The sequence below is a fragment of the Acrocarpospora phusangensis genome, assembly GCF_016862995.1.
In the GTDB taxonomy this organism is placed as follows: Bacteria; Actinomycetota; Actinomycetes; order Streptosporangiales; family Streptosporangiaceae; genus Acrocarpospora; species Acrocarpospora phusangensis.
Genome location: NZ_BOOA01000045.1, coordinates 1 through 17,584, shown reverse-complemented (window position 1 = coordinate 17,584; position 17,584 = coordinate 1). Strand labels below are relative to the sequence as shown.

Here is a 17,584-nt window from a genome sequence, read left to right as displayed (position 1 = left end):
ATAGTGGACCAACCACCGGCGTATAACGCGGTGGCATGTGTTCTTGGGGGCGAGCCAAGATCATAGCCGGGTGCGCATTTCATGCGCGGAATGGGACGTGAAGGTTGAGCTCGCCGCCGCCGATTCGCTCCAAGCTGCTCAGAATCCTGCTGATTCCCCTGATCTGCATGATCGCTTTATGGGGATTCATCGCCTACTCCAGCGTCCAGGAGATCACGGAGATCTCCCAGACCCAGGACCGCTGGGAGGCCATCGGGTCACCGGTCCTGCAATTGATCGTCGAACTCCAGCGGGAGCGGCAGCGCTCCGCCGAGGCCGTCGGCGGCACCGGAGCCGACCAGCCCCTGGCGGAACAGCGCCGGATCACCGACGCGAAGGTGGCGCGCCTGCGCCAGGCCATCGGATCGGTGGACTCGGTCGCCGCGCTGCGCGGCACGGCCGAGACCCCGGCCGCGGTGCGCGCCCTGCTGGAGGCCCTGGACGGGCTCGGCGACCTGCGCGCCTCGGCCGACGGCGGCAGGCTGACCCCGCCGCTGCGGGTCATCGACGCGTACGACGACCTGATCGGCGTCGCCAACCGGCAGTTCAGCGACCGGGACGCGCTGAGCGACGTGTCGTCCTACCGGGCGGTGCGCGGCATGTCCGCCTACAGCGCCACCGCCGAGTACCTGGGCCGCGAGCACGCCGTGCTGACCAGCACGATCGTGCACCAGAAGATGACCCCCACCGACCGGGCCGCGTTCGTGGCCGCGATGACCAGCCGCCGGCTCGTCTTCGCCAACGCCGACCGCGACATGGGGCCCGACCTGCGGGAACGGTATGAGGCCCTGCTGAACGGCGGGCCGTACCAGCGGCTGACGGCCGTGGAGGATCGGCTCTTCAGCTGGGACACCAACGGGGCGCCGCCGGTGGATCCCGCCGAGTGGAAGAGCGACACGGAGACGATCCTCGACACGATCAACCAGGACACCTCGCGGGAGCTGGGCCGGGCCGCGGCCGACCAGGAGGGGCGCAAGGCCGCCGCGTACTGGCGGATCGGGCTGGTCCTGGTGCTGGGCCTGCTCGCGGTCCTGCTGTCGGTCGTGTCGTCGTACCGGTTCGGCCGGCTGCTGATCAACGAGCTCAAGCGGCTGCAGGCGTCGGCCGTGGAACTCGCCGAGGAACGGCTGCCCCGGCTGGTCGAGCGGCTGCGCAGAGGCGAGGACGTGGATCCGGCCACCGAGGCCCCCGGTCCCGCCCCCGCGGAAACCGCCGAGTTCGACCGCGTCGTGCGGGCTTTCTCCGCCGTACGGCGTACCGCCGTCGAAGCCGCGGTCGGGCAGGCGACCCTGCGCAAGGGCGTCGGCCAGGTCTTCCTCAACCTCGCCAGGCGCAACCAGGCGCTGCTCCACAGCCAGCTCGGCCTGCTGGACGCGATGGAACGCCGGGTCGATGAGCCGGAGATCCTGGAGGACCTCTTCACCCTCGACCACCTGACCACCCGCATGCGGCGGCACGCGGAGAACCTGATCATCCTGTCCGACTCCGCCCCGGCCCGGAGGTGGCGCGACCCGGTGCCGCTCTACGACGTCGTCCGCAGCGCGGTGCTGGAGGTCAAGGACTACACCCGTGTCATGGTGGCGCCCATGCCGAACGCCCCGCTGCTGGTGGGCGCGGCCGTCACCGACGTGATCCACCTGGTGGCGGAGCTGGTGGAGAACGCCGCGGTCTTCTCGCCGCCCGACACCACGATCCACATCCGGAGCACCCCGGCCGCGAACGGCTACGGGCTGGAGGTGGAGGACCGCGGTCTGGGGCTCAGCCCGGCCACCCTGGAGGGGATCAACGCGCGGCTGGCCGAACCCCCGGAGTTCGACCTGGCCGACAGCGACCGGCTCGGCCTGTTCGTGGTGTCCAGGCTCGCCGCCCGGCACGGCATCAAGATCGTGCTCCGGCAGTCGCCGTACGGGGGCGTCACCGCGATCGTGCTGCTGCCGTTGAGCCTGCTCGCCGCCGCGATGCCCGAGCCGGAGCGGTCTCCGGTGCCGGTGTCGGTGCGCTGGGCCCCGTCCGCGCCTCCGGTGCCGTCGATGTCGTTCGCGCCGTTCACCCCGGCTGTCCTGTCCGCCCCGGATGAGGACGACCTGGACGGCCTGCCGGTACGGGTTCCCTTGGCCAACCTGGCCCCGCAGCTCCGGGGGGCGGGGTCCCAGGAGCGGCGGGACGTCTCCGTACGGTCTCCGGACGAGCTCAGGTCGCTCATGTCGGCGATGCAGCGGGGCTGGCAGCAGGGCCGTACCCAGGGGGAGCAGGGACAGTGGAACAGAGAGGACGGACATCCCGATGCGCAACCTCGGAGCTGAACTGAAGTGGCTGCTCGACGACCTGACCCAGCGCGTCCCCGACATCCGGCACGCCATCGTGCTGTCCGCCGACGGCCTCGCCATGGGCGGCTCGCGCGAGCTGACGCGGGAGGACGTCGAGCACCTCTCCGCCATATCCGCGGGCAGTCACAGCCTGGCCCAGGGCGCCGGACGGCACTTCGGCCTCGGTGGCGTACGGCAGACCATCATCGAGCTGGAGGGCGGGTTCCTGCTGGTCACCGGGGCCGGTCAGGGCGCCAGGCTGGCCGTGCTCGCGGGTGGTGAGGCCGAGCTCGGCCTGGTCACGTACGAGATGGCGCTGCTGGTCAGGCGCGTCGGCGAGCACCTGTCCACGCAGCCGAGAGGGGCGGCCCCCGCGCCCGCGTGGAACGGCCCGCAGCCGTGAGCGGACCGGATCCCGGGCCGCTGATCAGGCTCTTCGGGCTGACCGGCGGCCGTGCGCGCCCGCAGGGCGAGGCCTTCGACCTGGTGGCCATCGTCACGACCGTCAGCATGGCCGCCGGGCGGGCGGACCTCATGCGGGAACATCTCGCCGTGCTCACGCTCTGCCGCAGACCCTGCCCGGTGGCGGACGTCGCGGCGCATCTCAGGCTGCCGCTCAACATCACCCGTGTGCTCCTCGGCGACCTGCGCCGGGAGGGCCTGGTGACCATCGACCGGCCGCGACCGGTGACCCAGACGATCGACGAACGCATCTACCGGGAAGTGCTCAATGGGCTACGCCGCCTCTGAGTCCGGCGCGACCGAGGTCGCCTCGGCCCTGGCCATCAAGATCCTCATCGCCGGCGGGTTCGGCGTCGGCAAGACCACCATGGTCGGCACGATCAGCGAGATCCGGCCGCTGCACACCGAGGAACTGCTGAGCGACCTCGGCATCGGCGTGGACGACACCACGGGCGTGGAACGCAAGACCACCACCACCGTGGCGCTCGACTTCGGCCGCATCACCATCCGCGAGGGCCTGTGGCTCTACCTGTTCGGCACACCCGGTCAGGATCGTTTCTGGTTCATGTGGGACGAACTGGCCCTCGGCGCGCTCGGCGCCGTCGTCCTCGCCGACACCCGCCGCCTGCGCGAGTGCTTCCCCGCCGTCGACTACTTCGAACAGCGCGGCATCCCGTTCCTCGTCGCCGTCAACTGCTTCGACGGCGCCCGCCGCCACGACCCCTCCACCGTCCGACGGGCTCTGGGACTGGGCGCCCTCACGCCCATCGTTCTCTGCGACGTACGCGACCGCGAATCAGTCAAAGACGTCCTGACCAACCTGGTCACGTACGCCGTGAAAGGCACCTTCAGCTCAACGTAATCGACCGGGTTATCGAGGGTGTACGTAGGGGCGTAGCAGGCCGGTCGCGGCGGTTCCCGCGGTGAAACCCGTGGCGAGAAGGACAAGCCAATAGCCGGGGCTGGGGCGACTCTCTACTGTGAGATGTCGCTCATGGGTGATTGGGTGTCTCGACTCCGTAACAGGATGCCGGGATGTTCAGCCGTTCAGGGGGAGCCGGAGAACCCTTTCGCCGTCGAAGTAGCGGCCGGTGTCCTGGAAGCCGAGATGGAGGTAGAAGCCGAGAGGCGAGCTGATTTCGCCGGGGACCACGCTGGTCAGGAGTTCGGTGCAGCCGGGGCGGGTCCGGAGGTAGTTCAGGACCAGGTTCAGGGCCGCACGGCCGTGGCCACGGCCCTGGTGGCGGGCGTCCACGAGGAGCCGCCACAGGAAATAGGGTCCCAGCAGAGTCTGGTCGCCCGGGGGGATGTTGTCGCTGATCATGACGAAGCCGACCGGATCGTCGCCGGCGTAGATGGCGCGGTACCAGGGCATCGCCTCCGGATACCGGAGGGCGTCGTCGATTGAGTCCGCCACGCCGGCGACGTAGTTCTGCTGGGCGGGCGTGACGTCCAGGGCCACCACGGCCGCACGGTTGCCGTCATCGACCGGCCGCAGGGTCACCTCACTCACGTCCGCAATCATCGCATCGTTCTCGGCGCTTCACGGCTCGTCTGCCGGACCATCATGGGACACGGCAGGAGTGGGACGACAAAGCGACCATTTCAGTTCTCGCGTTGAGGCGGAAGACTAGTTCAAAGTCGTGTGGCGCCGAAGCTGCGGAGATGATTCCCGATCGCTGGCGTACCGGCCGGCGGCAGGTGTAAAACACGATTGTGATCATGTCGTTGGGTGATGACCTGGATAGCCGGATCCGGGCTGCGGCCATGGCCTGGCTGCGACAGCGATGCACACCCGAAGATCCAGTCGTGCGGCGTGAGGAACTGCTCGGGTTCCAGTGGGAAGGGCGAAAATTTCCCCTTATCGACAACCAGCTTGGCATCCGCAAACCCCAGGGAATGACGGCGGCGCTGTCGATCCTGACGACCTATACCTCCGACGGCGCCCGCGCTCCATACGAGGACGCGGTCGGTCAGGACGGCCTGCTGCGCTATAAGTTCCAGGGAAACCCTAACCATTACACGAACGTCGGACTCCGCAGAGCTCACGAACTCGGGGTGCCGCTGATGTGGTTCTTCGGTGTTCAGCCGAAGTTGTTTCTCCCCTTCTTCCCCGTGTGGATCGTCGCCGTCGAGCTCGCGGAGCTTCAGGTTGCGGTCGCGTTAGAGGAGGCTCAGCGGCACCTTCGGGTGGACGGTCCGGTAAGCCCGATCGAGCGTCGTTACTCCGAGCGGATCAGTCGCCAACGCCTGCACCAACCCGTATTCCGGCAACGGGTGATTCAGGCGTATGAGACCAGTTGTGCGATGTGTCGCCTGCGGCACCCATCCCTGCTGGATGCCGCTCACATCATCCCGGACCGTGACACCCGTGGTGTGCCAGCAGTCTCCAACGGGATGGCCTTGTGCAAGATCCACCATGCCGCCTACGACCAGAACATCCTGGGTGTCCGTCCGGACTTGGTCATCGAGGTACGCGCCGACATTCTTGCCGAAATCGACGGGCCGATGCTCAAGCACGGCCTCCAGGAGATGAACAACCTGTCTCTCTCCGTGCCCAGGCGGCGTGCAGACCGTCCCAACCCTGAGCTGGTCGAAGAACGCTACGAAGCATTCCGTGCCGCGGTGTGAACCTCTTGGGAGAGTGCATCGTCACGGCTCGTACGTCTGCTGGAAAATCGGCGGCGCCGCTCCATCCGGCACGGTCGCCTTCAGGGTGATCTTGATGCGCGGGGTCGTGGTGCTCACCGGGCCGGGAGTCGAGGAGAAGGTCGAGGCGCTGAGCGTGTCGACGACGCCGACGCCCATGATGGACAGCTGGGTGATGCGGCGGCTGGCGGCGGCCAGGTAGTACCAGCGGCCGGACGGGGCCCGCCACCAGGTGCCGGAGACGACGTCGCGGGTCAGGCGGCTGCAGTCCCAGGTGTTGGTGCGTTCGCCGGTGGGGATGGCGGTGGTCCGGCCCTGGGCGTACGCGAGGAGGGTGGCGCGGGTGGTGCTGGTGCCGTCGGCGTTGGTGAAGCGGGTGCAGAGCCAGCGTCCGGTGGCCTGCTCGGGAAGCGGGCCCGACCAGAACTCCCAGGCGGTGGCGGCCTGGACCTCGGTCGGCGGGAAGGGGAGCGCGCAGCCGAGGTACGCCCAGGCGGAGAAGGCGGTGAGGCTGGTGTCGATCTCGGGCGGGCCGTACCGGTCGATCTCGGCGGGAGGCGGGGGCTGGTGCTGGATGTCGGCCAGCGCCAGACGTCCGAAGTCGATCATCGTGTACGGCAGTCCATGCGCGATCGAGGGAGCCCGCAGGCGCAGGACCGGCCCACGCCAGCACGCCCCGGTCCGCACGGGCGGGACGGGACCGGTCACGCCGTCCGTGACGGGGACCGGGGCCCAGCGCGCGCCGAGCCGGCTGAGCGACGCCGAGGAGACCTCCTCCACCCACGGCGGAAGCAAGTAACGGGAGCCGGACAGTTTGAGCGGGCTTGACCCGTCGGGTTTCGCGCGCGGCTCGGGGAAGACCTCCAGCGAGGCGACGCCACGGCTCTCCGCGTAACGGGCGATCCGGCCGGGGTCGCGCATCAGGACGATCGTGCCGCCGTCGAGCCGGTCCGCGTACAGGAGTTGCGGGTCCGTGGCGGGCGGGGCGGGGGAGACGCCGTAGAGGGCCTCGGGCCGTACCGAACCCTGCCAGGCGCGCAGGGCGCGGGTGGTGACCGGCCGGTCGTCGATCAGGGCGCCCCGGGGATGCCAGGCGCGCACGTCCAGCGTCGTGGTGCTCCGCCAGGCGCCCTCCGGCACCCGCTGGAGGGCCAGTACGGCCGTCGCGCTCCGCACCGGAGCCCCGGTGCCCAGCCAGTACGGAACCCCCATCACCCCCGCCAGGACCAGCACGGTCACGACGGAGGCCGGCCAGCGCGGCGTGACGCGGCCGTAGACGCGGGCCAGCGTGGGGTCGGCGGCCGGCCGGTGCGGCATGGCGGGCCCGTGCTCGTCCTCCAGGGCGTCGACCAGGGCCAGCGCGATGGAGGGCTCCGCGACCGCGGCCTGGCCGAGCACGCGGCGCGTCTCGTCCGGGGGCAGGCCCTCCAGGCGGGTCATCGCGTACGCGGCGCGGGCCGGGGCCGGGAGGGATTCGAGCGCGGCCGTGAAGGCGTGCTCGCCGCTGCGCACGACGGCGGGCACGACCTCCAGCGGGCGGGCCACCCCCAGCCAGGGCCGGACACGGTGGCGGAGCGCCCGGGTCAGCACCCGCAGGCGGGCGGCGGGCAGGTCGTCGGGATGGCGGAGCACGGCGCGGGCGGCGAGCCGGTGCGCGTGCAGCAGCCGCCGCTCGCCCCCGTCGGGCGGCAGCGTCAGGTACGCCAGCCACACCAGGTCGCGGTAGGGCCGGGCCAGGGCGGGATTCCCCTTGATCGACCGTGCCACGAGCGTCCCTCCCCGGATCGGATCACGTGGTGTAGTCACGTGACTGCGGCTCGTGCATACTAGAGCCCGCGTCCGACACTCGGCGGGGATGCTCGGAAAGCGTCCAAGTTCGCCCGGGAATGTCAGGAGTCGCGGGCGTCCCATTCAGCCAGGATCTTGGCCTCCTTGCCGGGGTCGATGCCGTGGCTGAGCATGCGGCTGCGGAAGCTGCGCTCCGCGACCGGGATCTCACGCAGCCACGCCCACGTGTCCTGCACGGTCTCCCGGACCGGGCGGCAGGTGAGGCCCGCCGCGGCGGCCTTCGCGGACGACGGGTTCCAGGTGCCGCGCGTCTCGGGAGCGGGCACCATCCACAGGGGGAGCTCGCTCCACTGCTCGACGCCCCGGTCGAGGAGGAACCGGTCGTCCACCCAGACCAGCTCGGCGTCCGAGCCGGTCGCCTCGATGCACAGGTTCAGCCAGTCGCCGTACGTGGTGTTGCCCGGTACGCCGCTCGTCAGGAAACGCCCGGTGGCGGAGATCTCGGACTGGTCGAGGGTGAAGGCGGCGATGTCCCTGGCGTCGATGACCTGCATGGGCAGGCCGGGGTCGCCCGGCGCCAGCACCCGTCCGCCTCGCTCGATGCGGGTGAGCCACCAGGGGAGGCGGCCGACGTTCTCGTGCGGGCCGAGGATCAGTCCCGGGCTGATGACCAGCGTGCCGCCGTCGAAGAACTCCGCCACGGCGCGTTCGCAGCCGGCCTTCAGCACGCCGTACTCGCCGGAGGTGGCGTCGGGCGGGCACTCGTGGCGGACGCCGTCCTCGTCCAGTTCGGTGACGCCCGGCCACTCCGAGAAGGCGGAGATGCTGGAGATGAACGTGTAGTGGGCGGCGCGGCCGTTCAGCCGCCGTACGCCGTCCAGGACGACGCTCGGGGTGAAGCCGCAGACGTCGATGACCCGGTCCCAGGGGCCCGCGGCGGCCAGGCGGTCCAGGTCGGCGGAGACCTCCCGGTCGCCGTGGACCGCCGTCACCCCCGGCAGGTCGGGACGGCTAACGCCGCGGTTGAACGTCGTCACGTCGTGGCCGCGGCGCAGCGCCTCCTCGACGATCGCCCGCCCCAGGAACACCGACCCACCGATCACCAAGATTCTCATGCGGCCATTTTTCGCGCTGTTCCCGGACATGTCGTCGGCGTTTCACGGTCAGCGGACGCGATCCGCTCTGGGCGGATCCCGCCAGCCTGGATCCTGTCAGCCGCTGCGGGGCTCCGGGACCGGGCTGAGCGGCTCCTCCTCGGGCAGCGCGTGCACCCGCGCGGTCCCGATGTCGAAGTACATCGCGGTCAGCTCCAGCTTCCCGGCCCGCTCCAGCTCCGCCACCATCGGATAGGTCCGCAGGTTCTGCAGCTGCTGGAGCACGTTCGTCCGGCACAGCCGGTCCAGCGGCCCGCTCTCCTCCCCGGGCGACTCCGCCACGAACCGGGCCAGCGACTCGTGCCCGTGCCGCAGCCACCGCCGCACCGACGGCAGGCCCTGCGGCTCCTCCAGCAGCGCCGCCATCGCCCCGCACCCCGAATGCCCGCAGACCGTGATCGTCCGGACTTCGAGGGCCTGCACCGCGTACTCCACCGCCGCCGCGACCGAGTCGTCCGCGGGGGCCGAGCCGTACCGCGGGACGAGGTTGCCGATGTTCCGCACGGTGAACAGGTCGCCGGGGCCGCTGGAGGTGAACAGCGACGGCACGATGCGCGAGTCGGCGCAGGTGATGAACAGGTGCGAGGGCGTCTGCTTGCGCGCCAGGCGGGTCAGCAGGGGCTGCACCAGCGGCGCGGTCCGCCGGTGGTACTCGCGGGTCCCGATCGTCAGGTCCTCGCTGATCGGGTCGGCCGCCCTCCGCCGGTACGCCCATGGCAGGTACCACCGGTCCAGCTGTGGCGGCGACTTGGCGGGGAAGACCCGGGTGCCGCTGGCGGCCGCGCCGTACCAGTTGTCGTGGAGTTCGTCGATGTCGATGGAGCCGCCCGTACGCTCCTGCTCCAGGCGCCAGGCGTGCAGCGTCTCGAACGCGGCGTGGTCCATGAAGTCCACGTGCAGGTCCAGGTCCACCGGCGCGCCCGGCGGGATGGTGCGCAGCGCCTCCGACAGCCGGGGCACGCCCAGGAACGTCAGCGACCCGGTCACCACCACCCGCCACCGGCCGGCGTGCTGCTGCACCTCCACCGACACCCGGGTCAGCCGCCGCAGCGAGATGATCGCGGCGAGCCCCAGGCCGATCACGATGCCCTCGGCCAGCCCGATCACGACCACCGCGCCCATGGTCACGAAGTAGATGGGCATCTCGCCGTGCCCGCTCAGGTTCTTGGCGTTGCCCAGGTTCACCATCTTGACGCCGATGAACAGCAGCAGCGCGGCCAGCGCCTCCAGCGGGATCAGCCCGATGACCGGGGCCAACGCGAGGGCCGCCAGCAGCACCCAGAACCCGTGCAGCACCGTCGACCAGCGGCTGCGCGCCCCGGCCTTGACGTTGGTGGTGGTCCGGACCACCACGCCGGAGACCGGCAGGCCGCCCAGCGCGCCCGAGATCAGGTTGGCCGCGCCCTGCGCGGTCAGCTCCCGGTCCAGGTCGGCGCGGGGCCCGTCGTGCATGCGGTCGGCCGCCACGCAGGTGAGCAGCGACTCCACGCCCGCCAGCACGGCCACCAGCACCACCGCGCCGACCACCGCGTGCCAGTCGCCCGACGGCAGGATCGGCGACTCGATGGAGCCGAACCCGCCGGTCAGGTCCACCGCGGTGAGATCCCACCCGAGCGCCACCGCCGACAGCGAGGCGATCACCAGCGCGGCCAGCGGCGCGGGCACCACCTTCAGTTTCGGCAGCCGCGTCCAGACCAGCAGCACCACGATGGTGAGCACCCCGGTCAGCACGCCGTGCGCGTGGTTGTTGATGATCTGCTCGGGCAGTTCGAGCAGGTTCTCCAGCGCCGAACTCTGCGGCTGCCCGCCCAGCACGATGTGCAGCTGGGCCAGCGCGATCACCACGCCCACCCCGGCCAGCATGCCGTGCACCACGGCGGGGGACACCCCCAGGGCCGCCCTGGCCACCCGGAACACCCCGAGCAGCAGCTGCAGCGCGCCCGCCATCAGCGTGATCATGCAGGTGGCGCGCCAGCCGTACACATGGACGAGTTCGGCCACCACCAGCGAGAGGCCGGCGGCGGGACCGCTCACCTGGACCACGGACCCGCCCAGCGCGCCCGCCACGATGCCGCCCACCACCGCGGCCACCAGACCGGCGGCCAGCGGGGCTCCGGACGCCACCGAGATGCCGAGCGACAGCGGCACCGCGACGAGGAATACGACCAGCGACGCCGGCACGTCATACCGCAGCACCGACGCGAGCCCGCCCCGCCTGAAACTACTCTGTGTGACTGCTGTGTTGCCCCCGGTCATGCCGCGACTGTACGGCAATCACCAGCCTGACCTGCGCAAGCGCGGGGAAAATCACCGGTAATAGTCGGGATAGTCGGTCTCGGGATTGCGGTGGTTGCCGCGCCGGGAGCCACTCTGCGTGGTCGACTCGGTCCCGCCGTACAGCTCGTCGTAGGACGGCCAGCTGCCGGCCGCCGGGTTGGCGCCCTGCTGCGGGTAGCCGCCGGTCTCGTAGTCGTAGCGGCGGTCCTGGCCGGAGGGGGTGTCGTAGCTCACCGAGTCGGAGTCGTCGATGGTCGCCCAGCCCGCGCTCACCTCGTACGAGGAGTACGACGTGGCCGGGGGCTCCGGCTGCTGGTAGGAGCCGTAGCCGGTGTCGTACGTCGCGGAGGGCAGCTGGTAGTTGCCCGAGGTCGACCACGAGTCGTCGCGGCGCGGCGGCTCCGGGTCGTCCAGCACGTCCCGCACCCCGGTCCAGCCGGTGGGCGGCTGGGCGGCGGGGGCCGGTGGCGTGGGCGGGTAGGCGGGCTGGGACCAGCCGGACGGCTCCTGGTACGCGGGCTCCTGGTAGGGCGGCTCGACCGTCGGGAACGAGCCACTGGGGGCGCGCGGCGCCTCGAAGGCGCCCCGGGGGACCTCGAAGGCGCCGGTCGCCGGGAACGATCCGGTGACGGGGGGGACGGCGTCGAACGATCCACTCGTCCTGGGCGGCTCGTACGCGGAGACCCGGGAGGCCTCGAACGACCCGGTGGAGGGTCCCGACAGGAACGGCCCGGTGCTGGGCGTGGGCTCGAACGGACCGGTCGAGGAGAAGGGGCCGGTGGAGCGCGACGGCTCCGGCATGGCCAGCGGACCGGTGGGCGTCCCGGTGTAGGTGCTCATCGGGTCGGGGGTCGGGGCGGAGAAGGTCATGGTCTTCTCCTCGGCGATGGCCGAGGCGGGGGTGGCGCGCAGGGGCTCGACGAGGTCGGCCAGGCCGGGCGACTGGCCCGGGACGGCGGCGGCGATGCCGGGAGCGCCGACCGGGCGCTGCGGGAGCGGGGCCTGCACGGTGGCCGCGTTGGGATCGGCTCCGGCGCTGACGCCGGCCTCGGCCTCGACCGGGCGCGGGGCCGCCATCCGCTGTTTGATCGTTCCGCCGAACGCGCCGTCGTCGGCGCGGACCCGGCTCCAGTAGTCGTCGTCGTAGTCGTCGTCCGCGCCCCACTCGTCGACCCCGCGCTTGCCGCGCGGCGCCGTGGCGGCGGTGGCGGGTTTGCCCCCCGGCTTGCCCGCGGGCTTGCCGCCGCGCTGCGCGGGGCGCGCGGCCTGGCGGCCACCCGGACGCTGCGCCGGACGCGGCGGAGCGCCGTTCTGTTTGACGGCGGCGCGCTTGGCCGGCTCCTCAAAGGCGTCAAAACCCTCAGGGAAGCTCTCGAAGAACGTCTCCTCGGCAGGACGGCGACTCTTCGGTCCTTTTCCTTCGGCCATCGCCTTGATCCGCTCGGAAGAGAGCGCGCTCTCCCTGCGGTTCATCGACCGCATGCCCAGTGCCACCACTACCAGCACCAATAGCACAACGGCGACGAGGCCCAAAATGACCGCGGTCATAGCACCACCCTCAAGGCCATGGCCTTCCAGCGGCGCCGGTGAGATCGCGCGGCCATCGACGCGACCTGCCCCCTTCGTTCACCTGCGCTCAGCAATTGGATCCGATTCTGCTTGACCACAATGACCGTTGTCACACCCTAGGCGAAGATTGGTTCGGCACTATTACCTCCGGTGTTCAGCATGTCACTGGATGTTGGTCGCTGTGAGCCGTCCACGTGCGATGGTGTGCTCCGCGATGCGTTCCAGACTCTCCGAGAGGGGGGCACCCGCCGGAAGATCCAGTTTCGCGTCGAGGGCATAGACAGTGAAACGGTAACTGTCATCGGCACGACAAGGGAGCACATATCCGACTTTTCCGCTAGTCGTCGCACCCTGCCGCGCTCCCCGGGGCACCGTGTTCTCCCCGAGTTCGGTGGTTTCCGGATCGATGTTGTACACGACCCAGTGCACCTCCGCTCCATCGCGCGAGTCGTTGCCGTCGACCACCAGGGCCACCGACTTGGCGCCCGACGTCCCCGACCAGCGGAGCGGCGGATTGCCGATCCCGCCCCGGCAGGAGTAGCCGTGCGGCAGCGGGTCGCCGTCCCGGAACTGCGGGCTCGACACGCTGATCACGTCGAGGTCCGCGGGCGAACCACCGCCCACGATCCCGCATCCGGAGGCCCCCGCCCACACGGCGGCTGCCACCGCGGGAGCGACGGCGGCACGCCGGGCGCGTGCTGGCTTGGAAGGCGACCCCATGCCGGATGATGCTACGCGGATACTGACCATGCGCTGACCGGATCGCGATGATCCGTGGCGCGAAGAACGCACCGAATCGGGCTGATCGAGCTCTGGACCTGGGCGGAGGCCCTTCCACACCGGATTTGACACCGGATTCCAGACCTGACGGTTGCGGCATGATTCGGCGGGTGTGCCGGGCTTGCTGGCGATCTAGGTGCGTGGCTCCGGGCTCGCGGTGCGTGGTCGGTCCTGGGGGGTGTGGGAGGCGATCCGGGGGCTCGTGAGGCGGCGGTCGTGGGTCGTGCGGAGGGTACCTAACATCACCTTTTCCCGATTTATCGGTGAACTGGCATACATAAGCGACATGTCGTCACGCGGTCGTGGGGTCGCCGGGCCGGGTGGGTGCTGGGATGTGCCGGTGTGACCCGAACTGTCGTCGGAATCCTGTGGCCGTTGGACTCCTCGAAACCTTTCGATTCTGTACGGGCTGAGCCTCGTCGGGCATTCGAAGATCCGTACTCGCTGGGTGGAGATCCGGTCATAAGTCAGGGGCCTGGAACCCCTACAGCCACGGCATTGCAGAAGTTGCTCTCGATCGCTCGTAAATGAAGAAATGTCCGGAAATGGGATTACGGTTTTCTTTAGTGTGGCAGTTGTTTGCCCAAGTTCATACGTAGGCTGAGATTTTGTCCGGACGGGCTCGGGTATCTCCGTTTCACAACACTCTGCGCTAAAAGCGGAGGCGGATTCTCATAGTTAGGCACCTAGTTGAGATATAGCGGGAAACAGGTCGGCTGGTGGCCTGTTTACCGGTCCGCCCGGCTTCCCCGGCATTCCCGGTATTTCTGCGTGCGGATGGGTCGTACAGGCTGATCCGGCACGTGCGCGGAGAAGAGTGACCCTGGTGGGGCTGGCCGATCATGCTCAGGGAGAGGCCAGGCACGACCGCTCAGCCCCACCAGGCCATCGCACGGCCACGCGGAGGTTCCCGCAGGGCCTAGCCGGGCGGTTTGCCATAGCTGCCATCCGACGGCCGTCCGGGGAGTTGCGGCGGGCGTTGCGGGTCCTGTCGCCACCGGGTTCCACCATGCGGACGAGGGGGCGTCCGCACGACTTAGGGTGGGATACGTGAGCGATCTCGCCGGGCAGCCCGCAGGCCCACCTCCCCAGTCGCCGCCGGCAGCGCGGCAGACTTCGCGTGACGCGCTCCGGGCGCCCGCCCACCAGGTGTCGCGGCGGGCCATGACGCTGTGGTTCCTCGAAGGCGTCATGGGGCTCCTCTTCATGGTCGGCGGGGCGGCCCTGCTGTCCCTGTGGGTCGGCAGCTGGTCCTGGCTGCCCGACTGGCTGACCGCCCGGCCCTGGCTGCTCCCGGTGGCCGTGGCCGCCGTTCTCCTCCCGCCAGTGATCATCGAGCCGCCGCTGCGTTACGCCGTCCACCGCTGGGAGCTCTCGGGCGACATCGTGTACGCGCGCTCCGGCTGGCTGAGCAGAGAATGGGTCTTCGTCCCCGTGGGGCGCATCCAGACCGTCGACAAGACCCAGGGCTGGTTCGAACGCCTCCTCGGCCTCGCCACCGTGGAGATCAGGACCGCCTCCTACGCCGGTTCCTCCTCCATCAAGGGCCTCGACTACGAAATCGCCGCCCGCCTCGCCGAGGACCTCTCCCACCGAGCCCAGCAACTTCGAGACGACGCCACATGACACCCCCTGACCCCACCACCCCACCCACACCCGACCCGGCCCCACACCCTTCCTCCCCCAGCGACCCAACCCCCACCAACCCGACTCCCACCGGTCCGGTCCCCGAGGCTGGGGCCTCCGGCAGTGGCGGTCCTGGTGGGGCGGCTTCGGGTGGGGGGTTCTTCGGGCCGGGGACGGTGGCACCGGTGCCGATGCGGCTCAGTCCGAAGGTGTTGTTGATCGATCCGGTGCGGATGTTGCCGTCGCTGCTGCTGCCGTTGGGTGGGGTGCTGGTCGCGGGTGGGTTCTCGGCGCGGTCGTTTCTGTTCGCGGCGATGGGGGTGGCGGGATCGATCGTGTTCGCGGTCATCAGGTGGGCCACGTTCACGTACACGATCGTGGGGGATCGGCTGGAGCTGACCAGGGCGTTCGTCAGCCGATCTGTGCGGACCATCCCGTTGGAGCGGATTCGCGGAGTGGATGTCAGTACGCCGCCGTTGCATCGTTTGTTCGGGCTGGCCGTGGTCAAGCTGGATACGGGAGCGGGGGGTGACAAGCAGGAGGGTGAACTCAACGGGGTCACCGTCGAGGAGGCCGAGCGTCTTCGCGCCATCCTGCTGGCCCGTCGCCCGAGCCCGCCCAGGGCGACGTCTGAGGCGTACAACGGGACAGCGGCGGGAGTGCCCGGACCCACCGGGCCCGCTGCCGGAGTTCCCGCCGGTGCCGCTGGGATTCCTGGTGGAGTGCCTGCCGGGGTGTCCGGCGAGCACTACTTCATACGCGTGCCGAGGTCCTGGCTCAGGTACGGTCCGCTGTCGGGGGCGTACCTGCTCACGCCGTTCGCGCTGGTCGCCGGTGCGGTGGGTCTGCTGTTCCAGTGGGGTGACGAGTTCGGCATCAGCGGCAAGGCCGCCTGGGCGATCGGGGAATGGCTGTGGGACCACCCGCAGTACCTGATCGCCGGTGTGATCGTTCTCGTGCTGGCCATGCCGCTGGCCGGCGGAATCATGTACGCGGTCTTCAACTGGGACTTCACCCTCAAAGCGCGGGACGGCTACCTGGTCGCCGAGCGCGGCCTGATCAACCGGCGGGCAGTCTCGCTCGAACGCAGCAGGATCCGCGGCTACGAACTGGCGGAAAGCCCACCGGAACGCGTCGCCAAGCTCGTCCGCCTCTGGGCGGTGGTGACCGGCCTCGGCGACTCCGAAACCCGCGGCCAACTCCTTCCTGTCGCCCCTAAAGCCGACGCCCTGGCCATCGCCGCCGATGCGATCGCCCCCTTCGGCCCCAACGCCGGCTCGACGCACACGAACGCCGTAGGCCTGCGTCCACACCCACCGCAGGCCCGCAGACGACGCCTGTTCCGCGCCATCTTTCCCTGGCTGCTGGTCGCCGCCGTCGCCGCCGTCCTCGGCTGGGGCGTCGTCGTCGCGGTCGCCCTGGCCCTCGCCCTCCTGGGAATCCCCCTCGGCCTAGACCGCTACCGTTCCCTCGGCCACGGCTACGACGGCGCCCGATTCTCGGTACGGTCCGGCTCCCTCCGGCGAACCCAAGCCGTCGTCGAACGCCGCGCCCTGGTCGGCTGGACCTTCAAGCAAACCTGGTTCCAGCGCTCCTCCGGCCTCCTGACCGTGATCGCGGGCGTCGGCGCCGGCAGCGGCGGCTACTCCGCCCTCGACACCGGCGAACGCCAGGGCGTCGAGTTCGCCGCCGAAGTCACCCCCGAATGGCTGACCCAGTTCATCACCCATCCCTGAACACCCAACATCGGCCACGTGCGGCCTCGGCGTCGGCCCGCTATCTCCGGCGGACGCCCTGAGCGCCGATCGGCACGGATGCCAGGCTCTCGCCGTCATCCGGCGCCGTCAACGCAGGCGACGCGACTCGCCGCACCGGCGCCAAGAGCAGCCGGCCCAGTCTGGCCCAGCCGATCCAGCCTGTTGGAGATCTTAGGGCGCCGCTCAGATGGACTAGGCGCCATCTTCTCGCCGTTATTCAGCGCGGGTGACGCGACTGCTGAACCGACGCCAAGCGTGATCGGCTTCATTCTGTCAGGGGTTCTTAGTCGGGTTTGCGGGCGCCGAACATGATTTCGTCCCAGCTGGGGACGGAGGCGCGGCGGCCGCGGGACTTGCGGCGGGGTGGGGCGGGTTTGGGGGCGACCGAGGCCGGGGTGGGGGGTTCGGGCTTGGGGTCCTTGGTCGGCTGGGTGCCGTTCTTGGCCGGGACGGGGACGGGCTCGGCGGGGGGCTCGTCGGGGACGCGGGCGGCGGGGACCGTGACCGGTTCCTCCACCGGGGTCTCGGTGACGGCCTCCGCCTCCATGATCGCTGCGGCGACGGCGGGCCTGGTGTCCTCAGAGGGCCCTGCCACGGTGGACGGCTCGGGCGTCTTTTCGGCCTTCACCGGTTCGGTGGCAGGGGTCACCGGCTGGGCGACAGATTCCGCGGCGGGGGTGCCGACGGCCGCAGCGGCGGGTGGCGTCAAGGGTTGCGCGGTGGGCTCGGCGACGGCCTGAGCAGCAGGTACGTCGATTCGCCCGTCCGTGGCCGAAGGAGAGGAGGCGGACGCCGCACTGGCGGCGAGGTCGCTCTCGGAGGCCGGTTTCGTACCCGAAACGGCCGCGTCGTCACGTTCGGCGACAGGGCTCGCCGTGGAGTCGTGGGCCGGGCTCGAAGCCGCGGGAGCGGCAGGGCTCGGCGAAGAGACGGCAAGGTTCGACACCGTGTCGGTGGCGAATTTCTCGCTCGTGGGGTTGAGCGCCGCGTCGGCTGCCGCACTGGGGACGGCCCTCGGTTCGGGGCTCGCCCCGGCCTGTCCGTCCGGGACATTCGACGTCTCAGCGTTCGCGACAGAACCCGCGACAGAGTCCGAAGTCGGCGCCTTCGAGCCCGCGAAGGAAGTCGCGGCGGCAGCGTCCGCGCCGCTGACCGCGCCGGCGGCCGGGACGGAACT

Annotated in this window: 15 protein-coding genes; 8 read left to right on the top strand and 7 right to left on the bottom strand. The window is 70.4% G+C overall.

Annotated elements, in window-relative coordinates; genetic code table 11:
* Nucleotides 1-167: 167 nt before the first annotated feature.
* From Aph01nite_RS25160 to Aph01nite_RS25145, 4 genes are read left to right on the top strand one after another with little or no spacing between them, the layout of a single operon-like run.
* A complete protein-coding gene (locus tag Aph01nite_RS25160) occupies nucleotides 168-2,342 on the top strand; it encodes a sensor histidine kinase (RefSeq protein ID WP_204043448.1) in 2,175 nt (724 codons plus the stop codon).
* The gene (locus Aph01nite_RS25155; protein WP_204043447.1) at nucleotides 2,323-2,748 is read left to right on the top strand and encodes a roadblock/LC7 domain-containing protein; all 426 of its coding nucleotides are present in this window, start codon (nucleotides 2,323-2,325) and stop codon (nucleotides 2,746-2,748) included. The genes Aph01nite_RS25160 and Aph01nite_RS25155 overlap by 20 nt, the downstream gene beginning before the upstream one ends.
* Nucleotides 2,745-3,095 (top strand): DUF742 domain-containing protein, encoded by a 351-nt coding sequence (locus Aph01nite_RS25150; protein ID WP_204043446.1) that lies wholly within the window; start codon nucleotides 2,745-2,747, stop codon nucleotides 3,093-3,095. Before Aph01nite_RS25155 ends, Aph01nite_RS25150 begins: the two co-directional genes overlap by 4 nt.
* On the top strand, nucleotides 3,076-3,669 hold the full coding sequence (locus tag Aph01nite_RS25145; RefSeq protein ID WP_204043445.1) for a GTP-binding protein: 594 nt from the start codon (nucleotides 3,076-3,078) through the stop codon (nucleotides 3,667-3,669). The genes Aph01nite_RS25150 and Aph01nite_RS25145 overlap by 20 nt, the downstream gene beginning before the upstream one ends.
* Nucleotides 3,670-3,846: 177 nt before the next feature.
* Here Aph01nite_RS25145 and Aph01nite_RS25140 read toward each other — a convergent pair whose 3' ends face one another.
* The gene (locus tag Aph01nite_RS25140; protein ID WP_204043444.1) at nucleotides 3,847-4,320 is read right to left on the bottom strand and encodes a GNAT family N-acetyltransferase; all 474 of its coding nucleotides are present in this window, start codon (nucleotides 4,318-4,320) and stop codon (nucleotides 3,847-3,849) included.
* A gap of 209 nt (nucleotides 4,321-4,529) precedes the next feature.
* On the opposite strand from Aph01nite_RS25140, the gene Aph01nite_RS25135 reads away from it, so the two are divergent.
* Nucleotides 4,530-5,438, top strand: a complete 909-nt coding sequence (locus Aph01nite_RS25135; protein WP_204043443.1) for an HNH endonuclease — start codon at nucleotides 4,530-4,532, stop codon at nucleotides 5,436-5,438.
* A 21-nt stretch (nucleotides 5,439-5,459) separates the two neighbouring features.
* Here Aph01nite_RS25135 and Aph01nite_RS25130 read toward each other — a convergent pair whose 3' ends face one another.
* The 5 genes from Aph01nite_RS25130 to Aph01nite_RS25110 all read right to left on the bottom strand — a co-directional run bounded on the left by Aph01nite_RS25130 (nucleotide 5,460) and on the right by Aph01nite_RS25110 (nucleotide 12,964).
* A complete protein-coding gene (locus Aph01nite_RS25130) occupies nucleotides 5,460-7,223 on the bottom strand; it encodes a hypothetical protein (RefSeq protein WP_204043442.1) in 1,764 nt (587 codons plus the stop codon).
* Between the two features lie 122 nt (nucleotides 7,224-7,345).
* Nucleotides 7,346-8,359 (bottom strand): NAD-dependent epimerase/dehydratase family protein, encoded by a 1,014-nt coding sequence (locus Aph01nite_RS25125; RefSeq protein WP_204043441.1) that lies wholly within the window; start codon nucleotides 8,357-8,359, stop codon nucleotides 7,346-7,348.
* 96 nt (nucleotides 8,360-8,455) lie between these two features.
* Nucleotides 8,456-10,654 carry a SulP family inorganic anion transporter gene (locus Aph01nite_RS25120; RefSeq protein WP_204043440.1) on the bottom strand — a complete coding sequence of 733 codons (2,199 nt, stop codon included), beginning with the start codon at nucleotides 10,652-10,654 and terminating at the stop codon, nucleotides 8,456-8,458.
* Between the two features lie 51 nt (nucleotides 10,655-10,705).
* Nucleotides 10,706-12,223, bottom strand: a complete 1,518-nt coding sequence (locus tag Aph01nite_RS25115; protein ID WP_204043439.1) for a hypothetical protein — start codon at nucleotides 12,221-12,223, stop codon at nucleotides 10,706-10,708.
* A gap of 183 nt (nucleotides 12,224-12,406) precedes the next feature.
* The gene (locus tag Aph01nite_RS25110) at nucleotides 12,407-12,964 is read right to left on the bottom strand and encodes a YbhB/YbcL family Raf kinase inhibitor-like protein (RefSeq protein WP_204043438.1); all 558 of its coding nucleotides are present in this window, start codon (nucleotides 12,962-12,964) and stop codon (nucleotides 12,407-12,409) included.
* A gap of 1,110 nt (nucleotides 12,965-14,074) precedes the next feature.
* Here Aph01nite_RS25110 and Aph01nite_RS25105 point away from each other — a divergent pair.
* Together Aph01nite_RS25105 and Aph01nite_RS25100 are read left to right on the top strand one after the other, a co-directional pair.
* Nucleotides 14,075-14,650 carry a PH domain-containing protein gene (locus tag Aph01nite_RS25105; protein ID WP_204043437.1) on the top strand — a complete coding sequence of 192 codons (576 nt, stop codon included), beginning with the start codon at nucleotides 14,075-14,077 and terminating at the stop codon, nucleotides 14,648-14,650.
* 191 nt (nucleotides 14,651-14,841) lie between these two features.
* Complete coding sequence (locus tag Aph01nite_RS25100) at nucleotides 14,842-16,386, top strand: PH domain-containing protein (protein WP_239161965.1); 1,545 nt, start codon at nucleotides 14,842-14,844, stop codon at nucleotides 16,384-16,386.
* 304 nt (nucleotides 16,387-16,690) lie between these two features.
* Here the strand turns inward: Aph01nite_RS25100 and sepH are convergent, their stop codons facing one another.
* The gene (sepH, locus tag Aph01nite_RS25095) at nucleotides 16,691-17,116 is read right to left on the bottom strand and encodes a septation protein SepH (protein WP_204043497.1); all 426 of its coding nucleotides are present in this window, start codon (nucleotides 17,114-17,116) and stop codon (nucleotides 16,691-16,693) included.
* Nucleotides 17,117-17,174: 58 nt separating this feature from the next.
* On the opposite strand from sepH, the gene Aph01nite_RS25090 reads away from it, so the two are divergent.
* A partial coding sequence (locus Aph01nite_RS25090; RefSeq protein WP_373872320.1) for a hypothetical protein occupies nucleotides 17,175-17,584 on the top strand: 410 nt, incomplete at its 3' end.

Excerpts from the sequence above, each read along its gene's own strand:
- Aph01nite_RS25160 (WP_204043448.1), top strand. The coding sequence starts at position 168 with ATGATCGCTTTATGGGGATTCATCGCCTACTCCAGCGTCCAGGAGATC.
- Aph01nite_RS25155 (WP_204043447.1), top strand. The coding sequence starts at position 2,323 with ATGCGCAACCTCGGAGCTGAACTGAAGTGGCTGCTCGACGACCTGACC.
- Aph01nite_RS25145 (WP_204043445.1), top strand. The coding sequence starts at position 3,076 with ATGGGCTACGCCGCCTCTGAGTCCGGCGCGACCGAGGTCGCCTCGGCC.
- Aph01nite_RS25135 (WP_204043443.1), top strand. The coding sequence starts at position 4,530 with ATGTCGTTGGGTGATGACCTGGATAGCCGGATCCGGGCTGCGGCCATG.
- Aph01nite_RS25125 (WP_204043441.1), bottom strand. The coding sequence starts at position 8,359 with ATGAGAATCTTGGTGATCGGTGGGTCGGTGTTCCTGGGGCGGGCGATC.
- Aph01nite_RS25120 (WP_204043440.1), bottom strand. The coding sequence starts at position 10,654 with ATGACCGGGGGCAACACAGCAGTCACACAGAGTAGTTTCAGGCGGGGC.
- Aph01nite_RS25115 (WP_204043439.1), bottom strand. The coding sequence starts at position 12,223 with ATGACCGCGGTCATTTTGGGCCTCGTCGCCGTTGTGCTATTGGTGCTG.
- Aph01nite_RS25110 (WP_204043438.1), bottom strand. The coding sequence starts at position 12,964 with ATGGGGTCGCCTTCCAAGCCAGCACGCGCCCGGCGTGCCGCCGTCGCT.
- Aph01nite_RS25100 (WP_239161965.1), top strand. The coding sequence starts at position 14,842 with ATGCGGCTCAGTCCGAAGGTGTTGTTGATCGATCCGGTGCGGATGTTG.